The sequence below is a fragment of the Paraburkholderia saeva genome (assembly GCF_907164555.1).
Taxonomy (GTDB): domain Bacteria; phylum Pseudomonadota; class Gammaproteobacteria; order Burkholderiales; family Burkholderiaceae; genus Paraburkholderia; species Paraburkholderia saeva.
This window is the reverse complement of sequence record NZ_CAJQZC010000001.1, coordinates 734,272-758,598: the sequence shown is the minus strand read 5'-3', so window position 1 is coordinate 758,598 and position 24,327 is coordinate 734,272. Positions and strand designations below refer to the sequence as shown.

The window sequence follows — 24,327 nt, the reverse complement described above, 5'->3', positions numbered from 1 at the left end:
GTTCGATGACGAACCGTGCACGGCCTTTCCGTTTCCGGGAACAGTGAAGTCCCGGCTACATCAATACCTGATCAGGACTCGACGTCCTCCAGGCTGAAGATTTCAGTCTGGTCGTTATACGAGAAGATCTCGCCGTAACGGCCCCAGTTGATGACGGCGTCGAGCGTTTCTTCGGCGGCCTTGTCGGAGAGAAAATCCTCCAGTTCCTGCTCGAATCGCACGCGCGGCGCGCGATGGCCCGGGCGCTCGTTCAGCACTTTCTTGATCCGCGCGGCAAGCGGCACGTGCCGCAGCAGATGCTCGGCGAACATCATCTTGCGTTCCTGCGTGCCGAACTCCGAGAACACCCGTGCCGGCGGCGTCAGGAAGATGTCGCCTTCGCGCACGTCGGCGAAACCGAGATGCTGCAGCACTTCCGCGACCGGGAACAGATCGTCGACCTCCAGATGCAGCGAGCGCGCGATCTCCGGCATGTCGGCGCGACCATGGTACGGCGCGGCAGCCAGCGTCTCGATCAGACCGGCCATCAGGTTGGTGGACACGTGCGGCAGCCAGCTGCTCCACTCCAGCCCCTTGCGCGTCGCCTCGCCTGTCTGACGCGCGGTCATCTTCGCGTAGATGTCGTCGACGAGACGCCGGAACGCCGGATCCAGACGATTGCGCGGATGCTTGAACGGCACCTTGATCTCGGCGATCACACGGCCCGGATTCGACGACAGCACGAGAATCCGGTCGCACATGAACACCGCTTCCTCGATATTGTGCGTGACGATGAGCACCGACTTGATCGGCATGCGGCCCTGCGTCCACAGATCCAGCAAATCGGTACGCAGCGTTTCGGCGGTCAGCACGTCGAGCGCGGAGAACGGTTCGTCCATCAGCAGCAGCGTCGGGTCGACGACGAGCGCGCGCGCAAAACCCACGCGCTGACGCATGCCGCCCGAAAGCTCGCGCGGATACGCGTTCTCGAAACCGTCGAGACCGATCAGGTCGATTGCGGCCAGCGCGCGCTCGCGGCGCTCGCGCGCGGCGACGCCCTGCGCTTCCAGCCCGGCTTCCACGTTCTGCAGCACGGTCAGCCACGGAAACAGCGCGAAGGTCTGGAACACCATCGCGACGCCTTCGGCGGGACCGTCGAGCGGCTTGCCCATATACGTGACTTCGCCGCCGGTCGGCTCGATCAGGCCGGCGATGATCCGCAGCAGCGTCGACTTGCCCGAGCCCGAGCGGCCCAGCAGACCGACGATCTCGCCTTCGCGCAGCGACAGGTTCGCGTCGTCGAGCACCAGCAGTTCGCCCTGCGACTTGTTAAAACCACGGCACACGTCCTTGACGCGCAGGATCTCCTCGCCGAGCCTCGGAGGCATCGGCGGCGTCTGGATCGGCGCGGCGGCTACGGCTTTCGGGTTTTGCATCGTGTTTCGCTCTCAATCGAGCCGAAGCTTCGCTTCGGCATAGGCGTACATCGGACGCCACAACAGACGGTTGAACAGGGTCACGAAAAGCGACATGACGGCGATGCCGAGAATGATCTTCGGATAATCGCCCGCTTCCGTATTCTGCGCGATATAGGAGCCGAGGCCATGCGCGACGACCTTGGTATTGCCCCACTGCACCGCCTCCGCGACGATGCTCGCATTCCACGCGCCGCCCGACGCGGTGATCGCGCCCGTCACGTAGTAAGGAAAGATGCCCGGCAACATCGCCTGGCGCCACCACTGCCAGCCGCGGATGCGGAAGTTGGCGGCCGCCTCGCGGTAGTCGTTCGGATACGACGTCGCGCCGGCAATCACGTTGAACAGGATATACCACTGCGTGCCGAGTACGATCAGCGGCGAGAGCCAGATGTCCGGGTTCAGGCCGAAGCGCACGATCACGATCACGAAGACCGGGAACAGCAGGTTCGCCGGGAACGCCGCCAGGAACTGCGCGAGCGGCTGCATCTTTTCGGCGAGCTTCGGGCGCAGCCCGATCAGCACGCCGATCGGCACCCACACCACCGACGCAATCGCGATCAGCACGACCACGCGCAGGAGCGTGATGAGCCCGAGCACGAACGCGTGGCCGACTTCGTCCATCGTCACGCCGGTGCGCACGTACATCACCACGCGCCAGACCACGTAGACCGTGGCGAGCAGCACGATCACCGACCACACGATGTCGCCGACCCTCGACGACTTCTCGCGCTGCGGAATCTGGAAGCGCACGCGGTCGAACGACGGCACGCGCAGCGGCACACGGGCGGCCTTCGCGAACAGCCAGCCGAGCGGCACGAGCAGCCGGTGAATCAGCCGCGTACGGCGGATCAGGTCGAGCAGCCACGATTCCGGCGCGTTGCCCGAGCTGGTGGTTTCCATGCGGAACTTGTCGGCCCACGCGACGAGCGGACGGAACAGGAACTGGTCGTAGGCGAGAATCACGACGGTCATCGTCAGGATCACCCAGCCGATCGCGTGCAGGTCCTTCCCGGCGATCGCCGCGGCCAGATAGGCGCCGATGCCCGGCAACGTGATCGAATGATTGCCGACGGTAATCGCCTCGGATGCGACGACGAAGAACCAGCCGCCCGACATCGACATCATCATGTTCCAGATGAGGCCCGGCATCGAGAACGGCACTTCGAGCTTCCAGAAACGCTGCCACGAAGTCAGGTGGAAACCGCGCGACACTTCGTCCAGATCGCGCGGCACCGTGCGCAGCGACTGGTAGAAGCTGAACGTCATGTTCCACGCCTGGCTCGTGAAAATCGCGAAAATCGCCGCGAGCTCGGCGCCGAGCACCCGCGCCGGAAACAGCGCGAGAAAGAACGTGACGGTAAACGAGATGTAACCCAGCACGGGCACCGACTGCAGGATGTCGAGGATCGGCACGAGCACCTGTCCGGCGCGGCGGCTCTTGGCGGCGAGCGTACCGTACACGAGCGTGAAGACGAGCGAGGCGACCATCGCCGCGAGCATGCGCAGCGTGGTGCGCATCGCGTATTCGGGCAGATTCGCCGGATCGAGCGAGATCGCCTGCGTCTGCAAGGTGGAGATCGGCGCCATCGTCTCGTGAAAGCCGATCGCCGCCATCGCGATGATGCAGATGATCAGCGGAAACGCGACGAAGTCCCAGCGATTGGGCAGCACCCGCCATGCCGAAGCGTTGGCGGTGCGATTCAGGTTGAAGCCGAAGTCCATCAGGCACGCTCCCCGTTCAGGCGAGCGGCAGACATGGCCGAAGCCACGGCCGTGCAGATGCGGGCCGGGCGGGTAGCAGCCGCCGCGCGCGCGCTGCTACGGTCGAAGGATCGGTCCGGAAAGCGGAATTCAGGCATGGCTAGACGCTTATGCGCGGTAAATCGTTGGCATTGGAGACGCGCTGGCCGGTTACGGTGCGAGCCGTGCGGCGCATCACGCCGACTTCCCGCGCCGCCCGGCGCACCCGCCACCGCTGGCGCCGCCCGAGGGCTGGCGAGCTTTCCTCGTTTTGGACGGCACGACACTACTACAACCTGTGTTTCAGGCACAACCTCGGGCACCACTTTTGCATCGAATCCGCGCCATTCCGGTCACCGGGCGGCCGCTGGTGTGCGCCAGCGTCGCGTCCGAGCCACATCCGGTAAACCCGTGTTCCCATTCAGAAAATGACCCGGCAAGCCGTTAATGAGCCTGATGGGTGGTCACGCAATGCAATATGCGCCTCTCGGAAGGTCGCGCGGCGGTTAAAATCGCAGGACGGCGAGCGGCGCCTGAATTTCCCGGCGACCTGCGACCCTGCTGCTGAGGTCCACGGATACAACATCGGCACGGCGGGCGGATACCTCTGGAGGCACGCCCCCGCGCCGGCAGGCTGCATCGCATGACCCTGTCGCATTTAACAGTCAGACGGATCGAACGGATCAAGCAGATCAACACGCCGATGAACAGGACAACCTTGCGCCAGCTAACCGGGCCGGTCAGTTTCATGCTGATCGTGCTCGTGTGCTGGTTCGCCGCCGGCATGATTGCGGACCGGATGGTACAGCAAGAACTGAACGCGTCCATGCGGGCGCAACAGCAGATGTCCCTTTCTATCGTCGACAACATGGCCGAAGTGATCGCCAGCGATCTCGCCATGTCGCGCGCCATTCCCGCCACGATGGCCGAACTGGGCGTGATCCAGCACGCGCTGACGCAAACGCAGAATTATGCCGCGAACAGCGACAGCGCGGAACCCGCTCACCGCGACGAACTGCTGAAGATTCCCGAACTGACTTCCGTCAGTAGTTTCCTGCACGACGCGCAAGGCTTCTCCGGCCTCGATTCGATCTGGCTCGTCAACGCGAACGGCCTGTGCGTCGCATCGAGCAATGCGGAGAACGGACGGAGCTTTGTCGGCATCGACATGCGCATGCGCGGCTATCTGGCCAACGCGCTCCTCGGTGCGTTCGCCGAGGCGTACGGCGTCGGGCGTGCGAGCGGCGAGCCGGGCATCTTCATTTCGGCGCCCGTCTACGACGACGGCCTGCTGGTCGGCGCAGTCGTCGCCAAGGTCGGCATCGCCCGGCTGCGCCACTGGGTCGCGCACGCCGGCACCTTCGTCGCGGATGACAACGGCGTCATCATCATGGCGCACAACAGCGCGCTCGAAGGCCGTGCGCTGCCCCACTCGCGCATCACGCAGATGCCGGTCGCCGAGCGGATGAGCATCTATCGCCGCGACGCCTTCCCCGAGATCGAGATCCGTCAGGCCAGTCGCGGCGTCTATCAACAGGCGCCGTGGTTCCCCGAGACGCAGGCGTCGAAGCTCATCGAGATGCCGGAATATCGCGATCCGTCGCTCTACCAGTCGCGCATCGGCCTGAATTCCGGGCTGTCCGCGCATCTGGTCGACCCGCTCACGGCGTACCCGGAACTCGTGCGCAACCACAAGCGCGACCGCCTGCTGGTGTTCCTGACGCTCGCCGGCACCGCCGCGCTCGCCTGGGTGATCGCGGTTTCGTACATGCGCGAGCGCCGCCACCATCGCGCGACGCGCGATCTGGCCGAGCAGCTGCAATCGGCGAATACGCTGCTGTCCGCCGAGGCCCGTCACGACGCGCTGACGGGCGCCCTGTCGCGGCGCTATTTCCTGGATCTGCTGCGGCGCGAGATCGACGGCGCGCGCGCCGCGCGTGAGCCGCTGTGCGTGGCGATCGCCGATCTCGACCATTTCAAGCAGATCAACGACCGTTTCGGCCACGCAGCGGGCGACCGGGCGCTCGAACACTTTGTCGATACGTGCCGGGCCGAGTTGCGCGGCGGCGACTCGATCGGCCGGCTGGGCGGCGAGGAGTTCGGCATCCTCTTGCCGGCGACGACGCTCGCGGCCGGGCTCGAGGTCGTCGAACGGCTGCGCAAGCGGCTCAAGGCGGCGCCTTCCACGAAGCTGCCGTCATCCGCGGCGCTGAGCGTGAGCATCGGCATCACCGAGCTGTCGCCGGAAGATCTGCCGGAGCGGATCATGAGCCGCGCCGACCTTGCGCTCTACGCGGCCAAGTCCGGCGGGCGCGATCGTAGCGAAGCCGTTCCGCCCGACGACACCGCGCCGCCCGCGCGCACCGCCGCGTCGGTGTGGTAACCGGCGCCACTGTGCGCCCGGTCACATGAACTGAAACGGCCACCGAATTCCCCCGAAGGAAGCAGGTATCATCAACTTTCATACGAAGGTTGTTGCCACCGTCTACCGGGAGAGTCGCATGAAGGGAAATCTGGTCATCGTCTGTCGCGATCAGGATGCTGTCGCGTTCGACCATCTGCTGGCCGAATACGGTTCGTTCCAGACCCGGCTGTCGTCGACCGCCTGGTACCTGAAGCTCGAAGTCGCGCCGGAAGTGATTCAGGAGGAAATTCTCGCGCGGCTCGGCAAGTACACCACGCACTACATCTTCGAGGCGGAAACGGTCACCTGGAATACGGTCGACAGCGATGCCGCCACCGCGCTCAACACCCTTTTCGCCGAGTAGGCAGCCTCAGAACAGAACGCGCCAGAAGCCCGGAGGGCTGCTGGCGCGTTTGTGTTGATCCCGCTTCAATTCACGTTCGTTTGCGCGCTTAACGCCCCCAGGCGGTTTCTGTCGACATTGCAGCACCACGCGGCGGCAGTACATCGAACGCGAAGCGCATCAGTACACGCAGGCCACGCCCTTCGTGGTTGCCGATCTCCCACTCTCCGCCTGCCCGGCGCACCAGCCGCTCGACGATCGCAAGACCCAGGCCGCTGTGCCCGTTGCCGCCGCGCGCCGGATCGAGCCGCACGAACGGCCGGCTTGCATTGATCAGATCGTGCGCGGCAATACCGCTGCCGTTGTCGTACACCGACAGCGTGTAGCCATCCGGCGTACGCTCCGTCTCGATGACGATTGGCGGCGCGCCATACGCATGCGCGTTATCCAGCAGATTGGACAGGATCCGGTCGAGTGTTGCAGCCGGCAGAAGGAACCCGACGCCTGCGTTCAGCACCGTCTGGACGGCCGGCGCGCCTGCCGCGACCGCACGGTACGTGCGCGCGACACGCTCACATTGCGTATCGACTTCGACCGTTTCGCTGCGATCGGCGCCGTCGTGTGCGAAAACCAGAAACTGGTCGACGATATGCGCCATCGAGTCGACGTCACGCACCACGCCATCGCGCACCTTGGCTTCATCCATCATTTCGGCGCGTAGACGCAGTCGCGCAAGCGGCGTCTTCAGATCATGCGCGACGCCGGCCAGCATCACCGCGCGGTCATTCTCCGTGCGCGCCACTTCCTGAACCATCTGGTTAAAGCCACGCGTGAGCTGCTGCAACTCGCGCGGCCCCCGCTCCGGCACCGGCGGGACCGGCAACCCGCGCCCGAACCGCGCAACCGCCTGCGCCAGCGAGCGCAATGGCTGCTGCAACTGCCACGCGGCAAAGAGCGCGGCCATGACACCCGCCGAAAAGATGATGACGAGCCACCAGACGGTCCGGTCAAGCGGACGCGGCGGCCTGAGCGGCTGCACGGGCACCACGATCCAGCTATGGTCGGCGGCTGAGCGCACCCACAACGTAGGCGGCTTGCCGGGCGTACCCGCACGCACCTGCGTGCCGGCAGGCATGCGGTCCTGCACGTCGTCGAGGAAGCGCTGCAAGCCTGGCGGCACTTCGACGTCGGAAGCGGGCACGTCGGGACTCGTGGGGTCGACAAGGCGCACGCGCGACGGCAGCGGCTGGTCCGGCGTGCGCGCCACGTGCTGGCGCACGGCCTCGACGAGGAACGTTGCTTCTTCAACGGCGTAGCGCGCCTGCAGCTGGTTGCGGTCGAGCCGCATCAACGCGTACCACGCGAAGTGCGAGATCAGCAACACGCTGACGACCAGCAGCGCCAGCCGTCCAAACAGCGAATCAGCTGGCCGGCGCATGCTGCTCGCCGTCGGGCACGAACACGTAACCACGGCCACGCACCGTCTGGATGAAGCGCGGCGTGGACGGATCGGTTTCGAGAATGCGGCGCAGACGCCACACCTGCACATCGATGCCGCGGTCGGTGCCGTCGTATTCCGGACCGTGCAGCAGTTCGAGCAGGCGTTCACGCGTGAGCGTGCGCATTGGATGATTCACGAAGATCTTGAGCAACGCGAATTCGCTGCCCGACAGGGTGAGCGGACGGTCGTCCTGGTTCAGCGTGCGCGACTGGAAGTCGAGCGTGAAACGGCCGAACGCGAACGGCTCGCGCTGCTCCGGCGCGGCCGCCGAAGGCAGCGTGCGGCGCCGGCGCAGCACCGCCTGCACGCGCGCCAGCAGCTCGCGCGGGTTGAACGGCTTGCCGAGGTAGTCGTCCGCGCCCAGTTCGAGACCGACGATGCGGTCCACGTCGTCCGCACGGGCGGTCAGCATGATGACGGGGATATCGTCGCCCGAAGCGCGTAACTTGCGCAGCGCCGTCAGCCCGTCGACGCCCGGCATCATCAGGTCGAGCACGATCAGGTCCGGCCGCTCGCGTTCGAGCCGGCGTTCGAGAGAGCCGGCGTCGTGCAGCACCGAGACTTCGATGCCCTGCCGGGCCAGATAGTCGCGCAGAAGGTCGCGCAGTTCGACGTCGTCATCGACGACCAGAATTTGAGTAGCCATGGGACGAAGTTTAACGCGCGCGACCCGCCGCTTTCTTCACAAACCTGCCGCAAAGGGTTACTGGGTGTTACGGCGAAAGGCGCACGTAATGTCGTGTAATGGCCGGCATGAAGCGTGTAACACGCCGCACGCCCGGCACCCCTACGCTGTGTCTAACCGGATGCGGGCCGTCTCACTCTCGCGATGACGCCCCCGCACCGCCGGCCTGGATCAACATAAAGGAGTCGCTCCATGTCTACAAAAACTTCACGCTTTCTCGCCGTTGCCGCTTCGTCTCTCGCACTGAGCCTTGGCATCGCTTACGCTGCCCAGCCGGGTGGCGCCATGGGCGGCCCCGGTGGTCCCGGCGGCCCTGGTGGCTGGCACGGCCACTTCATGAAGGAACTGAGCCAGCTGCACGGCCAGCTGAACCTGAACGCGGATCAGGAGAAACAGTGGCAGGCCGCGCTCGACACGATGAAGCAGACGCACGAAGCCGAACGTGCGAATCATGAACAGATGAAGCAGCAGTTCAAGTCGATGCAGCAGCAACCGATTCTCGACCTGAACGCGATGCACGCTGCGCATCAGAAGATCGAGCAGCAGGACGCGCAGCTGCGCGAACAGAGCGCGAATGCATGGCTCACGTTCTACAACGGCCTGAACGACCAGCAAAAGACGACCGTCAGCACCGCGATCAAGCAGCGCTTCGCGAAGATGGAACAACGCCACGAGAAGATGCATGAGCGTTGGGAACAGCATCGCGGTGCTGCGCCGGGCGCTGCTTCGGCAGTCAAGCCGTAAGCGGCCCTGGCTCCTGCAGGCTGCACACGCCGCTTGCAGGAGAAAAAAATCGCCACGGGATGTTCTCCGTGGCGATCGTGTTTGTGGCATGACAGCGCGAAGGTGATCCGGTGGTGCGCGCGACCCGTTACTTCAGCCGCAACGTCAGCCGAGGTCGAACAGCAGCACTTCGGCCTGATTGCCCTTTTCGAGCGTGACCGTGTCGACGTCGGCGAGCATCGCCGCATCGCCAGCCGTGAGCGCTTCGCCGTTCACCGTCACGCCGCCGCGCGCCACCTGCACGTAGACACGCCGCCCTGCCGGCACCGTGAAGTCAGCGCGCTCGGCGCCGTCGAAGAGCCCGGCGTGGATCGAGGCGTCCGAGTGAATCGTCACCGAACCGTCGCGCCCGTCGGGGGAAGCGACGACCCGCAACCGGCCACGCTTGTCCGCATCTTCGAAGCGTTTCTCCTCGTAGCCGGGCGCATCGCCGCGACGGGCCGGCAGCACCCAGATCTGCAGCAGATGCAGCGGCTCTTCCTTCGATGCGTTGAATTCGCTGTGCATCACGCCCGTGCCGGCGCTCATGCGCTGGACGTCGCCGGGACGGATCGTCGAGCCGTTGCCCATGCTGTCCTTGTGCGCGAGCGCGCCCTGCAACACGTACGTGACGATCTCCATGTCGCGATGGCCGTGCGTGCCGAAGCCTTCGCCCGGCCCGATCACGTCTTCGTTGATGACGCGTAGCGGGCCAAACTGCATATGGTCGGGATCGTAGTAGTCGGCAAATGAAAAGCTGTGATACGAGTCGAGCCAGCCATGGTTGGCGTGACCGCGTTCGTCCGAGCGGCGAATCTGCAGCATGTCGATCTCCCGTCAATATTGTGCGATGCGCAGAATGTATGGGCACGCGATCAAAAGGACAATCCGCATGCGTGCACTGCATCGTTTCGCCAGCGATGCCAATCGCGCGGCCTCGCAGGGTCCTTCGCGGGGCCGCGCGACGCAGGTATGCCCGACCAGGGGCGAAGCCCGGGTGGCGCGCGCCGGCTGTTCGGGTAAAATACCGCGCTTTTCGGTCGGACGGACTTGCTCCGCACGCCCTTGCGCCTTCCGCCGTGCGTTTCGCCCGGCGCCCGAGGGGACTTGCGAGGGGCCTCTGCAGCAATTTTGTCCGCCTAGAATAGCGACGGCGAGCCAGGCACGGCGACCGCTGACCGCTGGCGTTGGCCGACTGGCGGTCAACGACGGCGGTCGGGAAACCAGCGGAAAGCGGCCACGGGAGACCGGGCCGGTACCAATGGGCCGGACGGGGTTCTGGTTATACAGTCGGAAAAAGCGCTGCATCGCCGGCGAAGACAGGACAGGTAACCCGCACGAAGCGGGACGCCTGGCATGTCTCGCGGCCCCGGATCCGGGGCGCGGCTGTGCAGTCACGAATCGCACAGCGGCCTGCTGTGCGCCGGGCGTCCCGCCGGATCGATGGATCCACCGGCAACAGGACACACGGCGCGCGCGGAACCGCGTCTTTCGCGGCGTCGAGACGCGTCGTCAAGGACTTCATATGTTTCTATCAGGCTACGGCCCCATCATCCTTGCCGGCACCTGGCAGACCGTCAAACTGGCGGTCCTGTCGCTGGCGTTCGCCTTTCTCCTCGGCCTGCTCGGTGCGGGGGCGAAACTGTCGAAGAACCGTGTGTCGCACGGCGTCGGCACGCTGTATACAACACTGATACGCGGCGTGCCCGATCTGGTGCTGATGCTGCTGCTCTTCTACAGCCTCCAGATCTGGCTGAACGACCTCACCGACCTGATCGGGTGGGAACAGATCGACATCGATCCGTTCGTCGCCGGCGTGATCGTGCTGGGTTTCATCTACGGCGCGTACTTCACCGAAACGTTTCGCGGCGCGTTCCTCTCGGTTCCACGTGGCCAGCTGGAGGCCGGGTCGGCTTATGGCATGAGCGCGTGGCAGGTGTTCTCGCGCATCATGTTCCCGCAGATGATGCGCTTCGCGCTTCCCGGCATAGGCAATAACTGGCAGGTGATGGTCAAGGCCACGGCGCTCGTGTCGATCATCGGTCTCGCTGACGTCGTCAAGGCTTCGCAGGATGCCGGCAAGGGCACGCTGCGATTCTTTTTCTTCACCCTGCTGGCGGGCGCGGTCTATCTCGTCATCACCACCGTCTCGAACTTTGTGCTGATGTACCTCGAAAAACGTTACTCGACCGGTGTGCGAAAGGCGGATCTATGATCGGGCTGATCCAGGAGTACTGGCGCAACTACCTCTTCACCGACGGCTATCGCTTCACCGGCCTCGCGATCACGATGTGGCTGCTGGTCGTGTCGATTGGTTTTGGCTTCTGCCTGTCGATCCCGCTGGCTGTCGCGCGCGTATCGAAGAAGAAATGGCTGTCGCGCACGGTGTGGCTGTATACCTATGTGTTTCGCGGCACGCCGCTGTATGTCCAGCTGCTGCTCTGCTACACGGGTCTTTACAGCCTCGAGTTCATCCATTCGCACGCGCTCACCGACGCGTTCTTCCGCAACGGCATGAACTGCACGCTGCTCGCGTTCACGCTGAACACCTGCGCGTACACCACCGAAATCTTCGCGGGCGCGATCAAGGCTACGCCCTACGGCGAGATCGAGGCGGCCCGTGCGTACGGGATGTCGCAGTTCACGCTGTATCGCCGTGTGATCCTGCCTTCGGCGCTGCGTCGCGCGCTGCCGTACTACAGCAACGAAGTGATCCTGATGCTGCACGCCACGACCGTCGCGTTCACTGCGACCGTGCCCGACATCCTCAAGATCGCACGTGACGTGAACTCGGCCACGTACCAGTCGTTCGGAGCGTTCGGCATTGCCGCCCTGCTCTACCTCGCTATTTCCTTCACGCTCGTGTGGCTCTTCCGCCGCGCCGAGCACCGCTGGCTCGCCTATCTGCGGCCGCAGGGCAAGTAAGCCTGACGAGAGACACAGATGAAAACCAGCAAACAGAAGCTCTTCGTCGATGAGCTCCACAAGCAGTACGGCGACAACGAAGTCCTGAAGGGCGTCTCGCTGAAGGCGAACGCAGGCGACGTGATCAGCGTCATCGGCTCGTCCGGTTCGGGCAAGAGCACGATGCTTCGCTGCATCAACTTCCTCGAACAGCCGAACGCGGGCCGCATCTTCGTCGACGGCGAGGAAGTGCGCACCGCGAAGGACAACCGCAGCGGTGCGCTGCGCGTCTCCGATCACAGGCAGCTGCAGCGCGTGCGCACCAAACTGTCGATGGTGTTCCAGCACTTCAACCTGTGGACGCACATGTCGGTGCTCGAGAACATCACCGAAGCGCCCGTGAACGTGCTCGGCCTGCCGCGCCGCGAAGCCGAGGATCGTGCCCGCCAGTACCTCGAAAAGGTCGGGCTCGCGCCGCGCGTCGAGAAACAGTATCCGTCGCATCTGTCGGGCGGCCAGCAGCAGCGCGTGGCGATCGCCCGCGCGCTCGCGATGCATCCTGACGTGATGCTCTTCGACGAACCGACTTCGGCGCTCGACCCGGAACTCGTCGGCGAAGTGCTGAAGGTCATGCAGACGCTCGCCGAAGAAGGCCGCACGATGATCGTCGTCACCCATGAGATGGCGTTCGCGCGCAACGTCTCGAACCACGTGATGTTCCTGCACCAGGGACGCGTGGAAGAAGAGGGTCATCCCGACGAAGTCTTCAAACACACGAAGAGCGATCGTCTCAAACAGTTCCTTTCGGGCAGTCTCAAGTAAGAACGACGGATTTGTAGTTTATGTAGTTTTACAAGGCGCTTTCAGCGCCTTGTTTCATTTCGGTCGCATGCACCTCGAACAAGCGATTTATCCCAACATATGCGCAAAGCAACCACAGTCTGGCCCTACTCCTGACGATTTGGAACGTCAATAGTGGCAATCCTTGACTCCATGCGTTATGAACCGTGATTCCCTTGTCGCACAAGGGTTTAAGCGATATTTAGAGCATTGTTGCCGAAGTAGCAGGCACGGACGTATTGCAATTTGGCGACACCTGTTTGGGAGACGTCGATTTTCTTCGCCAGGTAGGGGTATTTTTGCTAAATTAGTAACCAAAGTAGCAAAACAAAGTTCGATAAAAGTAGTTTCACTTCATAAGACGCACAGGAGATACCGGTCAACGAGGGATCGGGCATGACGTAAAGATGGCCCAACAAGGCCGCGCGTCATCAACATACGACCCCGGCCGCAAAGCTCTCTGGTACGGATTTCTGTTCGGCGCCTCTGGCGTCCGGACACCATTCGCAGTACTGGGTTTATTTTTTTGACAGGGTATGGAGGAGAAGATGAAGAAAGCTTTGCTCGCGGCATCGCTGCTGACGTTTGGCGTGGCAGCACACGCACAGAGCAGCGTAACGCTGTATGGGCGCCTGGATGCCGGCCTTGAGTACATGACGGGTGTTCCGCAAGGCACCGGTGCAAACGGTCAGGCAACTGGCAGCACGAATCGTTTCCGCGCAGAAAGCGGCGACTGGGGTACCAGCCTGTGGGGCATGAAGGGTGTTGAGGACATCGGTGGCGGCAACAAGGTTCTCTTCCAGCTGGAAGGCTCCTTCAACACGATGACGGGCGCAGGCCCTGGCGGTGGCGGTCTCTTCAATCGCTGGGCGACGGTCGGTATGTCGAACGACGGTTTCGGTACGCTGCTGTTGGGTCGTGAACTCTTCATCTCGAACGGCGTGTGGGACTTTGACCCGTTCGGTCAGTCGAACTGGTCGTCGGCATCGCTGGTGCGTGGCCGCAACTGGCCGGCGTCGAGCAACAACATTTCGTACCAGTCGCCGAAGTTCGCAGGCCTTGACTTCTACGGTCAGTACTCGCTGTCGAACGCAACGAACTGGAACGGCAATGGCACGACCCCGCAAGGTCGCGAAGCTGGCGCACAGATCACCTACACGAACGCACTGTTCCAGGTTCGCGGTATCTATGACGAAATTCGCAACCCGGCAAACGGCGCGCTGTACGGCCCGAACCTGACCAACGTCAACACCCTCAACACGGGCAACGGCGTGTTCGCAGCATCGCGTGAATACTCGGCTCTCTTGAACGTGTTCCTCGGCCAGTTCAAGGTCCAGGCTGCATACCAGGCTATCCGCTCGTCGGGTGCTGAAGGTGTTCTGCCGGGTCAACCGACGACGCTCGATCACGAATGGGGCGGTGTAACGTGGCAAGCAACACCGGCAGCTGCGCTGATCGCAGCGGTCTACCACGTGAACGGCAACAACGGCGCAGGCAACGCGACGATCTACACGATCGGCGGCTCGTACAACCTGTCGAAGCGCACGCTGCTGGACATCCAGATCGCCACGACGCAAAACAGCAAGACGGCTAACTACGGCCTGAATGCGAACAACGCCGGTACGGCAACCAGCACGGACAATCCGCTGCCGGGTCACAGCCAGTCGGGCGTGTACGCAGGTATTCAACACTCGTTCTAATCGAACGGTGTAACAAGAACAGTTAAAGAGAAGTTTTCACGCTGCTGCGAGAGGCGCGTATCGGTGCGGTGCCCGAAAGGGTATCGCACCGTTTTTTATTTCTGGCACACCCAAACAAAAAGAGCACCGGCGTGGTGCAACGCCAGTGCTCTCTTCCAGCCGTCGGTCTTCTGGATCTACATCACACGGCTGCTTCGTTTTCCTCGCCGGTACGGATCCGGATCACACGCTCCACGTCCGCGACGAAGATCTTGCCGTCGCCGATCTTGCCCGTGCGCGCCGCGCCGATGATCGCGTCGATCACCTGGTCGCACTGATCGTTCGCCACCACCACTTCGATCTTCACTTTCGGCAGGAAATCGACCACGTATTCCGCGCCGCGATACAGCTCGGTGTGGCCCTTCTGACGGCCGAAGCCTTTGACTTCCGTGACGGTCAGCCCGGTCAGCCCGACTTCGGCCAGCGCTTCGCGTACTTCGTCGAGCTTGAACGGTTTGATGACTGCGGTGATGCGTTTCATGGCGTCCCTCATCCAGGTCGAAAGATTGAAAAAATTGAAAACGGAATGAATGCTTTTGATTCTACGCCGCGCCAGAGCGCTTGCGAGTAGTGCGGCTTCGCGCGCGCGTTCTCATTCCACGGGTTCCGTATAGCGCGACGTGATCGGATAACGCCAGTCGCGACCGAACGCGCGATGCGTGACGCGGATGCCGATCGGCGCCTGACGCCGCTTGTATTCGTTGATCTTGATGAGCCGCGTGACACGCCTGACGTCATCCACCGCGTAGCCCGCCGCGATGATTTCGGCGAGTGAGCGGTCCTCTTCCATGTACATGCGCATGATGGCGTCGAGCACGTCGTATTCGGGCAGGCTGTCCTGGTCGGTCTGGTTCTCGCGCAGTTCCGCCGAAGGCGCGCGCGTCAGAATCCGCTCGGGGATGATGTCCTGTTTCGCGAACGTCGTCGCGGCATTACGGTAGTGGCACAGGCGATAGACGAGCGTCTTCGCGATGTCCTTGATGACCGCGAAGCCGCCAGCCATGTCGCCATACAACGTGCAGTAGCCCACCGCCATCTCGCTCTTGTTGCCGGTTGTGAGCACGATCGAGCCGAACTTGTTTGAGAGCGCCATCAGCAGCGTGCCGCGAATGCGGGCCTGGATGTTTTCCTCGGTGGCGTCTTCGGCGCGGCCGGCGAATTCATCGGCGAGCGACGTGCGAAACGCGTCGAACATCGGCGCAATCGCGATCTCGTCATAGCGCACGCCGACGCGTCGGGCCATCTCGGCGGCGTCGGTCGTGGAGATGTCGGCGGTATAGCGCGACGGCATCATCACCGCGCGCACGCGATCGGCGCCGAGCGCATCGCAGGCAACCGCGAGCACCAGCGCCGAATCCACGCCGCCCGACAGGCCGATGAGCACGCCCGGAAAGCCGTTCTTGTCGATGTAGTCGCGCACGCCCATCACGAGCGCCGCGTACACCTGCGCTTCGACGGAGCGCTCGGGCGCGATCGTCGAGGGCACCGGCACCGCGCCGTCGAATTCGATGATCGGGCACGTCTCCTCGAACTGCGCGAACTTCGCGACCAGTTCGCCGTTCCCGTCGAGCACGAACGAGCCGCCGTCGAACACGAGTTCGTCCTGCGCGCCGACCATGTTCACGTAGACCATCGGCAGGCCGGTTTCGCGAATCCGCGCACGCAGGATGTCGACGCGCACCGCTTCCTTGTTGAGGTGATAGGGCGAGCCGTTCGGAATCAGCAGCACCTGCGCGCCCGCCGCCTTCGCAATCTGCGCCGCCGACGCATGCCACACGTCCTCGCAGATCACCACGCCGTATTTCACGCCGTCGAGTTCGAAGACGAACGGCTGCGGGTCGGTGGCGAAATAGCGCTTTTCGTCGAAAACTTCCGTGTTCGGCAGATCCTGCTTGCGATACGTGCCGACGATCTCGCCGTCGACGATGAGCGATGCCGCGTTGAACGTATCGACCGGCGGCACGCCGCGCTCGATCGGCGCGTTTGCATTACCATGGCCGTTCGCCGTGTCGCGATACGGATGTCCGACCACCACGTGAAGGCCCTTGAAAGGCTTCAACTGCGCGGCGAGACCGGCAAGCGCCGCGGCGCTCGCGGTATAGAACGCGGGACGCAGCAGCAGGTCTTCAGGCGGATAGCCGGAAAGTGCAAGTTCCGGCGCGACCAGCAGCTTCGCACCATCGTTGTGCGCCGCGCGGGCCGCGTCGACGATCTTCGCGACGTTGCCGGCGAAGTCGCCGACGGTGACATTGAGTTGGGCTAGAGCGATTCGGGTCTTCATGGCAGTGCGTGAAAAGCGGGCCCGCGGCCTGGCGGCGACGGCATCAACAGTGGTTCGGTGTAACGGACGAAACCGCGATAAAAACGCGGATAAAACAGCGGACGAAGCAACGGGCAAAACGAAGGCCGGCATCAAACCCGGCGCCAATACGGACGACGCGGCGCACATCGTGCATTCGACGTCGAACAGAGTGGAACGGTTACACAGATTGAATCAGGAACGCTTCGATTATCGCACGGGCATTCTGGCGTCGCCGCTCGAGGTGGACGCCGCCGAATGGAACGCACTCCTCGCACGGCAGTCGCAATCGACGCCGTTTCTGCGCCACGAATTCCTGAGCGCCTTGCACACGACACGTTGCGCGGTGCCCGACACCGGCTGGGCGACGCAGTTCGTCACGCTGACGAACGCGCGCACCGGCGCGCTGGAAGCGGCCGCGCCGGTGTACCTGAAAGGTCACTCGTACGGCGAATACGTGTTCGACTGGGCATGGGCCGACGCCTACAAGCGCAACGGCGTGCCCTACTATCCGAAGCTGCTGTGCGCAGTGCCGTTCACGCCCGTGCAGGGCAACCGGCTGCTCGCGACCGGTGAACCCGCGCTGCGTCATCTCGCGGCAACCGTCATGGCGTTTGCCGAACAGGCCGACGTATCGTCGCTGCACGTGCTCTTCCCGACCGAAACCGAAGCCCGTGCGCTGACCGATCTCGGCATGATGCAGCGCGAAGGCGTGCAGTTTCACTGGCTGAACGACGGCTACCAGACCTTCGACGATTTCCTGTCGACGCTCGAACAGAAGAAGCGCAAGAACATCCGCGCGGAGCGGCGCAAGGTTCAGGATGCGGGCGTCACGTTCCGCCGCGTGCGCGGCGAGGACGCCACCGATGCCGACTGGCGTTTCTTCAGCAAATGCTACCGGCAGACGTACCGCGAGCATTTTTCGACGCCGTATCTGAACCTCGACTTCTTCCGCCTGATCGGCGAGACGATGCCGGAGAACCTGCTGCTCGTGATCGCGGAGTTCGAGGGCAAGCCGATCGCGAGTTCGCTCGTCGTCTACCAGCGCGACGACAAAACCGGCGGCACGCTGTACGGACGCTACTGGGGCGCGCTCGAACACGTGCCATGCCTGCACTTCGAAACGGCGTACTACCAGCCGCTCGAATTCTGCATCGAGGAAAAGCTCGCCGCGTTCGAAGGCGGCGCACAGGGCGAGCACAAGATGGCCCGCGGCTTTCTGCCGACCGTCACGCGTTCCGCGCACTGGCTGGCGCACCCGGCGTTTTCGGATGCTGTCGGACGGTTTCTCGAAGGCGAAACGAACAACATCCACGCGTATGTCGATGAACTGCGCGAACACAATCCGTTCAGGACGTGATGGCCTGGTTTCTCTACCTCATCGAATGTGAAGACGGCAGCGTCTACACCGGCATTGCGGTCGACGTGCAGGCGCGTTTCGACAAACACGTGAGCGGCATGGGCGCGCGCTACACGCGCTCGCGCAAACCGCGACAACTGCTCGCTTCGTTTGAACTCGCCGACCGCTCGAGCGCTTCGCGCGCCGAATACTGGGTCAAACGGCTCACCGCCACGGAAAAACGGGCGCTGGCTGCCGGCGTGCGCACGCTCGAATCGGTGTTGCCCGTGGTCGAAGTCGAAATCGAGACCGGGACTGAACCCGAGGCCGAAGCCGAGGCATCCCGGCGTACGACATAAAAAAACCGCGCGGCCCCGAAAGGCCCGCGCGGTTTTTTCCATCTGGCGGCGACTGCTTACTTCTTGTGGTTCGCAACGCCTTCGGTGATTTCCTTGTGTGCGGCTTCGATGCCCGCCCAGCCGTCCACCTTCACCCACTTACCCTTCTCCAGCGCCTTGTATTGCTCGAAGAAGTGCTTGATCTGGTCTTTCAGGTAGGCGGGGACGTCGTCGATCGACTTCAGGTCTGCCGTCATCGGGCAGATCTTGTCGTGCGGCACGGCGATCAGCTTCGCGTCGACGCCCGATTCGTCCGTCATCTGCAGCATGCCGAGCGCGCGGGCGCGCACCACGGAACCCGCGAGCAGCGGGAACGGCGTGATCACGAGCACGTCGACCGGGTCGCCGTCGCCCGACAGCGTCTGCGGAATGAAGCCGTAGTTGGCCGGATAGCGCATGCCCGTGCCGATGAAACGGTCGACGACGAGCAGGCCCAGATCCTTGTCGGCTTCGTACTTCACCGGATCGCTTTGCGCCGGGATTTCGATGATGACGTTGAAATCTTGCGGGAGATCTTTGCCTGCGGGCACGTGATTGAAGCTCATGAGCGTTCTCTGGTCAGGATGAAATCGGAGCACGGCGAGCGGCAGCGGCGCCCTGAGCGGCGCTCGCGGCCACGCGGCCGGCCAGTGCGGAATGCGCCATTATAGCCAATCGGCCGATGGCAGCCGGCGCGGGATCGGCGCGATAATCGTTCTGGGGGTTGCCGGTTGCACGGCTGTCGCGATTTGTCCGCGCAGCATCGTGTGCAACCTGGGCACGATTTCCGTTCCGGTCCGCGGGCGCGGGCGTTTCCGGTTTTCAACCAGGAGCATGCATGGAAGAAGCGAAACACTTCATCGGCAGCGAATGGAGCAGTTCCAGCGGCGGCGAGACGATCGAAGTCATCGATCCGTCCGACGGCCAGCCGTTCACGCGCCTCGCACGCGGCACGGCGGCGGATATCGATCGCGCGGTTCAGGCTGCCCGGCGCGCATACGAGGGCGCATGGGGCGCCGCGAACGCGGCCGATCGCGGCCGCGTGCTGTACCGGCTGTCGATGCTCGTTACCGCATGTCACGAAGAACTGGCAAAGCTCGAGGCGCGCGATACCGGCAAGCCGCTGCGGCAGGCCCGCGCGGATGCATCGGCGCTCGCGCGCTACTTCGAGTTCTACGCCGGTGCCGCCGACAAGCTGCACGGCGAAACACTGCCCTATCAATCCGGCTATACGGTCTTTACGATCCGTGAGCCGCACGGTGTCACGGGCCATATCGTGCCGTGGAACTATCCGATGCAGATTTTCGGGCGCAGCGTCGGGGCGGCGCTGGCGGCCGGCAACGCATGCGTCGTTAAACCGGCCGAGGACGCGTGCCTGACCGTGCTGCGCGTGGCCGAACTGGCTGCCGAGGCTGGCCTGCCCGCGGGCGCGCTGAACGTCGTTACAGGCTACGGACACGAAGCCGGCGCGGCGCTCGCGCGTCACCCGGGCATCAATCACATTTCGTTCACGGGCTCACCGGCAACAGGCAGGCTCGTCGCGCAGATGGCCGCCGACAACCACGTGCCGGTCACGCTGGAACTCGGCGGCAAGTCGCCGCAAATCGTGTTCGCCGACGCCGATCTCGAAGCCGCGCTGCCCGTACTGGTGTCGGCGATCGTCCAGAACGCGGGCCAGACGTGTTCGGCCGGCAGCCGCGTGCTGATTGCCCGCGAGATCTACGAGCCGCTGCTCGACCGGCTCGGCACGGCGTTTCATGCGCTGCGCGTCGGGCCTTCCGTCGCCGACCTCGATTGCGGGCCACTCATCAGCGCGAAGCAACAACAACGCGTGTGGGACTTTCTCTCCGATGCGCAGCACGACGGCGTCGCCATGGCGGCGCATGGCGAAGTCATCGCGGAGGCGCCCGAAACCGGCTTTTATCAGGCGCCCACGCTGTTGCGCGACGTGCCGCCCACGCACCGGCTCGCGCGTGAAGAAGTGTTCGGCCCGGTGCTCGCCGCCATGCCGTTCAGCGACGAAGACGACGCGGTAGCGCTCGCCAATGGCACGCCTTACGGGCTTGTTGCGGGCATCTGGACACGCGACGGTGCGCGTCAGCTGCGTCTTGCACGGCGCGTGCGCTCGGGGCAGGTGTTCATCAACAACTACGGCGCGGGCGGCGGCGTCGAACTGCCGTTCGGCGGCGTGGGGCATTCGGGCCACGGCCGCGAGAAAGGCTTCGAAGCGCTTTACGGATTCACTGTGCTGAAAACGGTCGCGATCCGGCACGGCTAGTTGCCGGTTTGACGTTCACGAAAAACAAGGAGACATCATGCGGTTGACAGGCAAGACGGCCATCGTCACAGGTGGAGGCTCGGGTTTCGGTGAAGGCATCGCGAAAACGTATGCGCGTGAAGGTGCGAACGTCGTCGTCAACGATCTGAACGGCCCGGCCGCCGAACGCGTCGCGAGCGAAATTGCGCTCGCGGGCGGCAAGGCGATCGCGGTCGCGGGCGACGTCACGCGCAGCGAAGACTGGACCACGTTACGCGAGGCCGCGCTCGAAGACTTCGGCAGCGTGCAGATCGTGGTCAACAATGCAGGCACCACCCATCGCAACAAACCGGTGCTCGACGTCACCGAGGCCGAGTTCGATCGCGTCTACGCGGTCAACGTGAAAAGCATCTACTGGAGCGTGCAGCAGTTCGTGCCTTACTTCCGCGAGCAGGGTGGCGGCGTGTTCGTCAACATCGCGTCGACGGCTGGTGTGCGGCCACGGCCCGGACTCGTCTGGTACAACGGCAGCAAGGGTGCCGTGATTATCGCGAGCAAGGCGCTCGCGGCCGAACTCGGTCCCGACCGCATCCGCGTGAACTGCGTGAATCCGGTGATCGGCGAAACCGCCCTGCTCTCCGAGTTCATGGGCGTCGAAGATACGCCAGAGAACCGCAAACGCTTCCTCGCGGGTATCCCGCTCGGCCGGTTTTCGACGCCTCAGGACATTGCTAACGCATGCCTGTACCTCGCTTCGGACGAAGCGGAATTCATCACCGGCGTGTGTCTCGAAGTAGACGGCGGGCGCTGCGTCTAGCGCGTAGCGGGACGCATTGCAGCGATCAGGGATATGAGGTAACCGCGAGATAGCCACGAGGCGATCCGGATTGCCTCGCGGCTACACGCGGCAAGGCGCGCAGAACCCGTAACCCCGCAGGGTTCGCGCCGCGGGATCTCGGTGTTTTCCCCGCCCCTGGCGGTCCGGATTTCGCTCGAACCCCGTATAGAATGCGCGAAACGCGGCACTTCTTTCTACGTACAACGAACGAGGAGACACCCCTATGGCCAGTCCCGCGAATCCGCTGCACGCGCCCGGCGCCGGCGCACCGCCTTCCACCTTCGAAGAGGCGACGTACCGCAAGGTGGCCTGGCGGCTCACGCCGCTCGTGATGCTGTGTTACGTCGTGGCCTACCTCGATCGCGTCAATGTGGGTTTCGCGAAGCTGCAGATGACGGCCGATCTCAACCTGAGCGATGCGGTGTACGGCTTTGGCGCCGGCATCTTCTTCCTCGGCTACTTTATCTTCGAAATTCCGAGCAACATCATCCTGCACAAGGTCGGCGCGCGTGTCTGGATCGCGCGGATCATGGCGACGTGGGGCATCGTTTCGATGCTGACGATGTTCGTCACCACGCCAACCATGTTCTACGTGATGCGCTTCCTGCTCGGTCTTGCTGAAGCGGGCTTCTTCCCCGGCATCATCCTGTATCTCACTTACTGGTATCCGGCCCACCGGCGCGGTCGCATGACGACGTGGTTCATGACGGCCATCGCGCTTTCCGGCGTGATCGGCGGCCCGGTGTCGGGCTACATCCTGAAGAACCTCAATGGTGTGAACGGCTGGCAAGGCTGGCAGTGGCTGTTTCTGCTCGAAGGCATTCCTTCGGTGCTCGTCGGCGTCTGGGTGTTCCTCAAACTCGATGACCGCATCAGCAAGGCTAAATGGCTGACACGCGAAGAACAGGAACTGCTCGAACGCAACATTGCCGCCGAGGAATCGGCCAAGCACGACATGCCGGTCCGCAAGGTGCTGTCGAGCCCGCGCGTGTGGCTTATGAGCCTGATCTACTTCTCGTTCGTGATGGGCCTCTACGGCGTGAGCTTCTGGCTGCCGACGATCATCAAGGCAACCGGCGTCACCGACGCCTGGACGATCGGTCTCCTGTCGGCGATTCCGTTCGCCGCCGCCGTTGTCGCGATGCTGCTGGTTGCGAGAAGCGCCGATCGCATGCGCGAGCGTCGCTGGCACGTCGCGATACCGGCGTTTGCGGGCGCGCTGGGACTGGTGCTGTCGGTCGTATGGGCGCACAACACGTTGCTCGCCATGACTGGCCTCACGCTCGCGACGATGGGCATTCTGACCACGCTGCCGCTTTTCTGGAGCCTGCCGACCGCGTTTCTCGCCGGCACAGGCGCGGCGGCCGGCATTGCGATGATCAACTCCCTCGGCAACCTTGCGGGCTTTCTGAGCCCGTACGCCGTAGGCTGGCTCAAGCAGGTCACCGCCGCCAACGATTCCGGTATGTACATGCTGGCCGGCTGCATGATTGCCGGCGGGCTGCTCGCGATCAGCGTGCCGGCGCGACTGGTGAACAGGTAGCGCTGGTTATTCGCTACCTGCGAAAGCACGTTAAAAAGCCTCCGTGGGCGTTACCCACGGAGGCTTTTTTATCGACTGCGGCTCGCGGATTCGACGAAGCGCGACGTCAAACCACGTTCATCGCCAGCGCGCTTTCCCGATAGTGTTCGCTCGCCTTGCCGGCATCGCCAAGCTGTTCGTGCAGCCGCGCGAGTGCACGATGCGAACGGATCTTGAGCGGTTCGTTATCGGCGAGCTTCAGCGCCTGTTCAAGGAACGACTGTGCCTTGCCCCACAGCTTCTGATGCAGGCACAGACGGCCGAGCGCAAACAGCAGATCGGCGTCGTCGGGGCGATCGTTCTTCCACGCTTCCGCCTTCTGGATCAGCGGCAGCGCGTCGCCGCCCGCGGTTTCCGGATAACGGCGCAGCAAGCGCGCGTCCCAGTTCTGCGCGAGCGCTTCTTCGACGATCCTGCGCGCTTCGTTCGGGCGGTTCAGCCCGATCAGCAACTCGGCGGCGAGATCGGCGAGACGCGGTGAATGGCGCTCCGTCGGCGTAAGCGAATGCCACAGTTCCAGCAGTGCGTCCGCGTTATGGCGACGGTCGCGCAACAGGTTCTCCGCCGCCAGTTGACGCAGGCGCACCGCGACAGCCGGATGGATGGCCTCGCGCTTTTCCAGCGTCTTGACGAGCTTCAGCACTTCGCTCCAGTTCTTCAGCTGCTGCTGCGCGCGCAGCGTGATCTGCTGCGCATGAATACGCCGGCCGCCTTGCGTCTGCATCTGTTTCAACGCTTCCAGCGCGCCGTCGGCGTCGCGACCGTCGGCGCGCATGTCGGCGGTTGCCATCAGGCGGGCGTCCTGCCAGTCGGCTTCGTCGATCTGCGCGAGCCACTCGTCGCGACGCGCATATTCGTGCATGCGATGCGCCGCGTTCGCCGCGATCAGGCCTGCCGCACCCTTGTTGTCCGGATTCGTCAGCGCCTCGCGGGCTGCTTTTTCAGCGCGCGAGAAACGGCCTGCATAGAGGTTGCCGATCGCGTCGCGCAGTGCTGCCTGCGCCTTCGCCACGCGCGAACGCGCACGGTAGGCGGCAACACGTTGCGGCATGCGCCAGATGTTGCGGATCGCGCGCATCAGCGTGTAGAGCACGATGAACGTCACGAGCAGGCCGACGACGAACAGGTTCAGCGAAATATCGATGCGATACGGCGGGTAGACGAGCAGAACCTGGCCGGTATCGAACCGGCCGGCCGTCGCCAGCACGACCGCGATCGCGAACAGGAAGGCCAGCCAGAGAAGTCCGCGGATAGCCATGA

21 protein-coding genes are annotated in these 24,327 nt (G+C 63.7%); 12 read left to right on the top strand and 9 right to left on the bottom strand.

Annotation, left to right across the window (positions count from 1 at the left end):
• Nucleotides 1–71 precede the first annotated feature (71 nt).
• Together LPA36_RS03380 and LPA36_RS03375 are read right to left on the bottom strand one after the other, a co-directional pair.
• On the bottom strand, nucleotides 72–1,415 hold the full coding sequence (locus LPA36_RS03380; protein WP_228874720.1) for an ABC transporter ATP-binding protein: 1,344 nt from the start codon (nucleotides 1,413–1,415) through the stop codon (nucleotides 72–74).
• Nucleotides 1,416–1,427: 12 nt separating this feature from the next.
• Entirely contained in the window at nucleotides 1,428–3,179 is a 1,752-nt protein-coding gene (locus LPA36_RS03375) for an ABC transporter permease (protein WP_228874719.1), read from the bottom strand.
• Nucleotides 3,180–3,900: 721 nt separating this feature from the next.
• On the opposite strand from LPA36_RS03375, the gene LPA36_RS03370 reads away from it, so the two are divergent.
• Both LPA36_RS03370 and LPA36_RS03365 read left to right on the top strand, forming a co-directional pair.
• On the top strand, nucleotides 3,901–5,580 hold the full coding sequence (locus LPA36_RS03370) for a sensor domain-containing diguanylate cyclase (protein WP_228874885.1): 1,680 nt from the start codon (nucleotides 3,901–3,903) through the stop codon (nucleotides 5,578–5,580).
• Nucleotides 5,581–5,698: 118 nt separating this feature from the next.
• On the top strand, nucleotides 5,699–5,965 hold the full coding sequence (locus LPA36_RS03365; RefSeq protein WP_228874718.1) for a double-stranded DNA-specific endonuclease: 267 nt from the start codon (nucleotides 5,699–5,701) through the stop codon (nucleotides 5,963–5,965).
• A gap of 88 nt (nucleotides 5,966–6,053) precedes the next feature.
• On the opposite strand, the gene LPA36_RS03360 is transcribed toward LPA36_RS03365, so the two are convergent.
• Together LPA36_RS03360 and LPA36_RS03355 are read right to left on the bottom strand one after the other, a co-directional pair.
• Nucleotides 6,054–7,382, bottom strand: coding sequence for an ATP-binding protein (locus LPA36_RS03360; RefSeq protein WP_228874717.1), 1,329 nt, complete (start codon nucleotides 7,380–7,382; stop codon nucleotides 6,054–6,056).
• Complete coding sequence (locus LPA36_RS03355; RefSeq protein ID WP_228874716.1) at nucleotides 7,366–8,091, bottom strand: response regulator; 726 nt, start codon at nucleotides 8,089–8,091, stop codon at nucleotides 7,366–7,368. The genes LPA36_RS03360 and LPA36_RS03355 overlap by 17 nt, the downstream gene beginning before the upstream one ends.
• A gap of 231 nt (nucleotides 8,092–8,322) precedes the next feature.
• On the opposite strand from LPA36_RS03355, the gene LPA36_RS03350 reads away from it, so the two are divergent.
• Nucleotides 8,323–8,874 carry a periplasmic heavy metal sensor gene (locus LPA36_RS03350; RefSeq protein ID WP_228874715.1) on the top strand — a complete coding sequence of 184 codons (552 nt, stop codon included), beginning with the start codon at nucleotides 8,323–8,325 and terminating at the stop codon, nucleotides 8,872–8,874.
• Between the two features lie 144 nt (nucleotides 8,875–9,018).
• Here the strand turns inward: LPA36_RS03350 and LPA36_RS03345 are convergent, their stop codons facing one another.
• Nucleotides 9,019–9,717, bottom strand: coding sequence for a pirin family protein (locus LPA36_RS03345; protein ID WP_228874714.1), 699 nt, complete (start codon nucleotides 9,715–9,717; stop codon nucleotides 9,019–9,021).
• A gap of 700 nt (nucleotides 9,718–10,417) precedes the next feature.
• Between LPA36_RS03345 and LPA36_RS03340 the strand changes: the two genes are divergently transcribed.
• The 4 genes from LPA36_RS03340 to LPA36_RS03325 all read left to right on the top strand — a co-directional run bounded on the left by LPA36_RS03340 (nucleotide 10,418) and on the right by LPA36_RS03325 (nucleotide 14,336).
• Nucleotides 10,418–11,107 (top strand): ABC transporter permease, encoded by a 690-nt coding sequence (locus LPA36_RS03340; protein ID WP_228874713.1) that lies wholly within the window; start codon nucleotides 10,418–10,420, stop codon nucleotides 11,105–11,107.
• Entirely contained in the window at nucleotides 11,104–11,817 is a 714-nt protein-coding gene (locus tag LPA36_RS03335) for an ABC transporter permease (protein WP_228874712.1), read from the top strand. The genes LPA36_RS03340 and LPA36_RS03335 overlap by 4 nt, the downstream gene beginning before the upstream one ends.
• A gap of 18 nt (nucleotides 11,818–11,835) precedes the next feature.
• Nucleotides 11,836–12,618, top strand: coding sequence for an ABC transporter ATP-binding protein (locus tag LPA36_RS03330; RefSeq protein WP_228874711.1), 783 nt, complete (start codon nucleotides 11,836–11,838; stop codon nucleotides 12,616–12,618).
• Nucleotides 12,619–13,184: 566 nt separating this feature from the next.
• A complete protein-coding gene (locus tag LPA36_RS03325; RefSeq protein ID WP_228874710.1) occupies nucleotides 13,185–14,336 on the top strand; it encodes a porin in 1,152 nt (383 codons plus the stop codon).
• A gap of 181 nt (nucleotides 14,337–14,517) precedes the next feature.
• Here the strand turns inward: LPA36_RS03325 and glnK are convergent, their stop codons facing one another.
• Together glnK and LPA36_RS03315 are read right to left on the bottom strand one after the other, a co-directional pair.
• A complete protein-coding gene (gene glnK, locus LPA36_RS03320) occupies nucleotides 14,518–14,856 on the bottom strand; it encodes a P-II family nitrogen regulator (RefSeq protein WP_007587958.1) in 339 nt (112 codons plus the stop codon).
• 111 nt (nucleotides 14,857–14,967) lie between these two features.
• Nucleotides 14,968–16,656: an NAD+ synthase gene (locus tag LPA36_RS03315; protein ID WP_228874709.1), complete on the bottom strand. Its 1,689-nt coding sequence runs from the start codon at nucleotides 16,654–16,656 to the stop codon at nucleotides 14,968–14,970.
• Nucleotides 16,657–16,864: 208 nt separating this feature from the next.
• Between LPA36_RS03315 and LPA36_RS03310 the strand changes: the two genes are divergently transcribed.
• A complete protein-coding gene (locus LPA36_RS03310; protein WP_228874708.1) occupies nucleotides 16,865–18,034 on the top strand; it encodes a GNAT family N-acetyltransferase in 1,170 nt (389 codons plus the stop codon).
• Nucleotides 18,034–18,372, top strand: a complete 339-nt coding sequence (locus LPA36_RS03305) for a GIY-YIG nuclease family protein (protein WP_228874707.1) — start codon at nucleotides 18,034–18,036, stop codon at nucleotides 18,370–18,372. The genes LPA36_RS03310 and LPA36_RS03305 overlap by 1 nt, the downstream gene beginning before the upstream one ends.
• 56 nt (nucleotides 18,373–18,428) lie before the next feature.
• Here the strand turns inward: LPA36_RS03305 and ppa are convergent, their stop codons facing one another.
• Nucleotides 18,429–18,956, bottom strand: coding sequence for an inorganic diphosphatase (gene ppa, locus LPA36_RS03300; protein WP_228874706.1), 528 nt, complete (start codon nucleotides 18,954–18,956; stop codon nucleotides 18,429–18,431).
• A gap of 272 nt (nucleotides 18,957–19,228) precedes the next feature.
• Between ppa and LPA36_RS03295 the strand changes: the two genes are divergently transcribed.
• The 3 genes from LPA36_RS03295 (at nucleotide 19,229) to LPA36_RS03285 (ending at nucleotide 23,028) form a co-directional block, all read left to right on the top strand.
• Nucleotides 19,229–20,668, top strand: a complete 1,440-nt coding sequence (locus LPA36_RS03295; protein ID WP_228874705.1) for an aldehyde dehydrogenase family protein — start codon at nucleotides 19,229–19,231, stop codon at nucleotides 20,666–20,668.
• Between the two features lie 37 nt (nucleotides 20,669–20,705).
• Entirely contained in the window at nucleotides 20,706–21,464 is a 759-nt protein-coding gene (locus tag LPA36_RS03290; protein ID WP_228874704.1) for an SDR family oxidoreductase, read from the top strand.
• Nucleotides 21,465–21,708: 244 nt separating this feature from the next.
• The gene (locus LPA36_RS03285) at nucleotides 21,709–23,028 is read left to right on the top strand and encodes an MFS transporter (RefSeq protein ID WP_228874703.1); all 1,320 of its coding nucleotides are present in this window, start codon (nucleotides 21,709–21,711) and stop codon (nucleotides 23,026–23,028) included.
• A 106-nt stretch (nucleotides 23,029–23,134) separates the two neighbouring features.
• Here LPA36_RS03285 and LPA36_RS03280 read toward each other — a convergent pair whose 3' ends face one another.
• Complete coding sequence (locus LPA36_RS03280) at nucleotides 23,135–24,325, bottom strand: heme biosynthesis protein HemY (protein WP_228874702.1); 1,191 nt, start codon at nucleotides 24,323–24,325, stop codon at nucleotides 23,135–23,137.
• Nucleotides 24,326–24,327 lie beyond the last annotated feature (2 nt).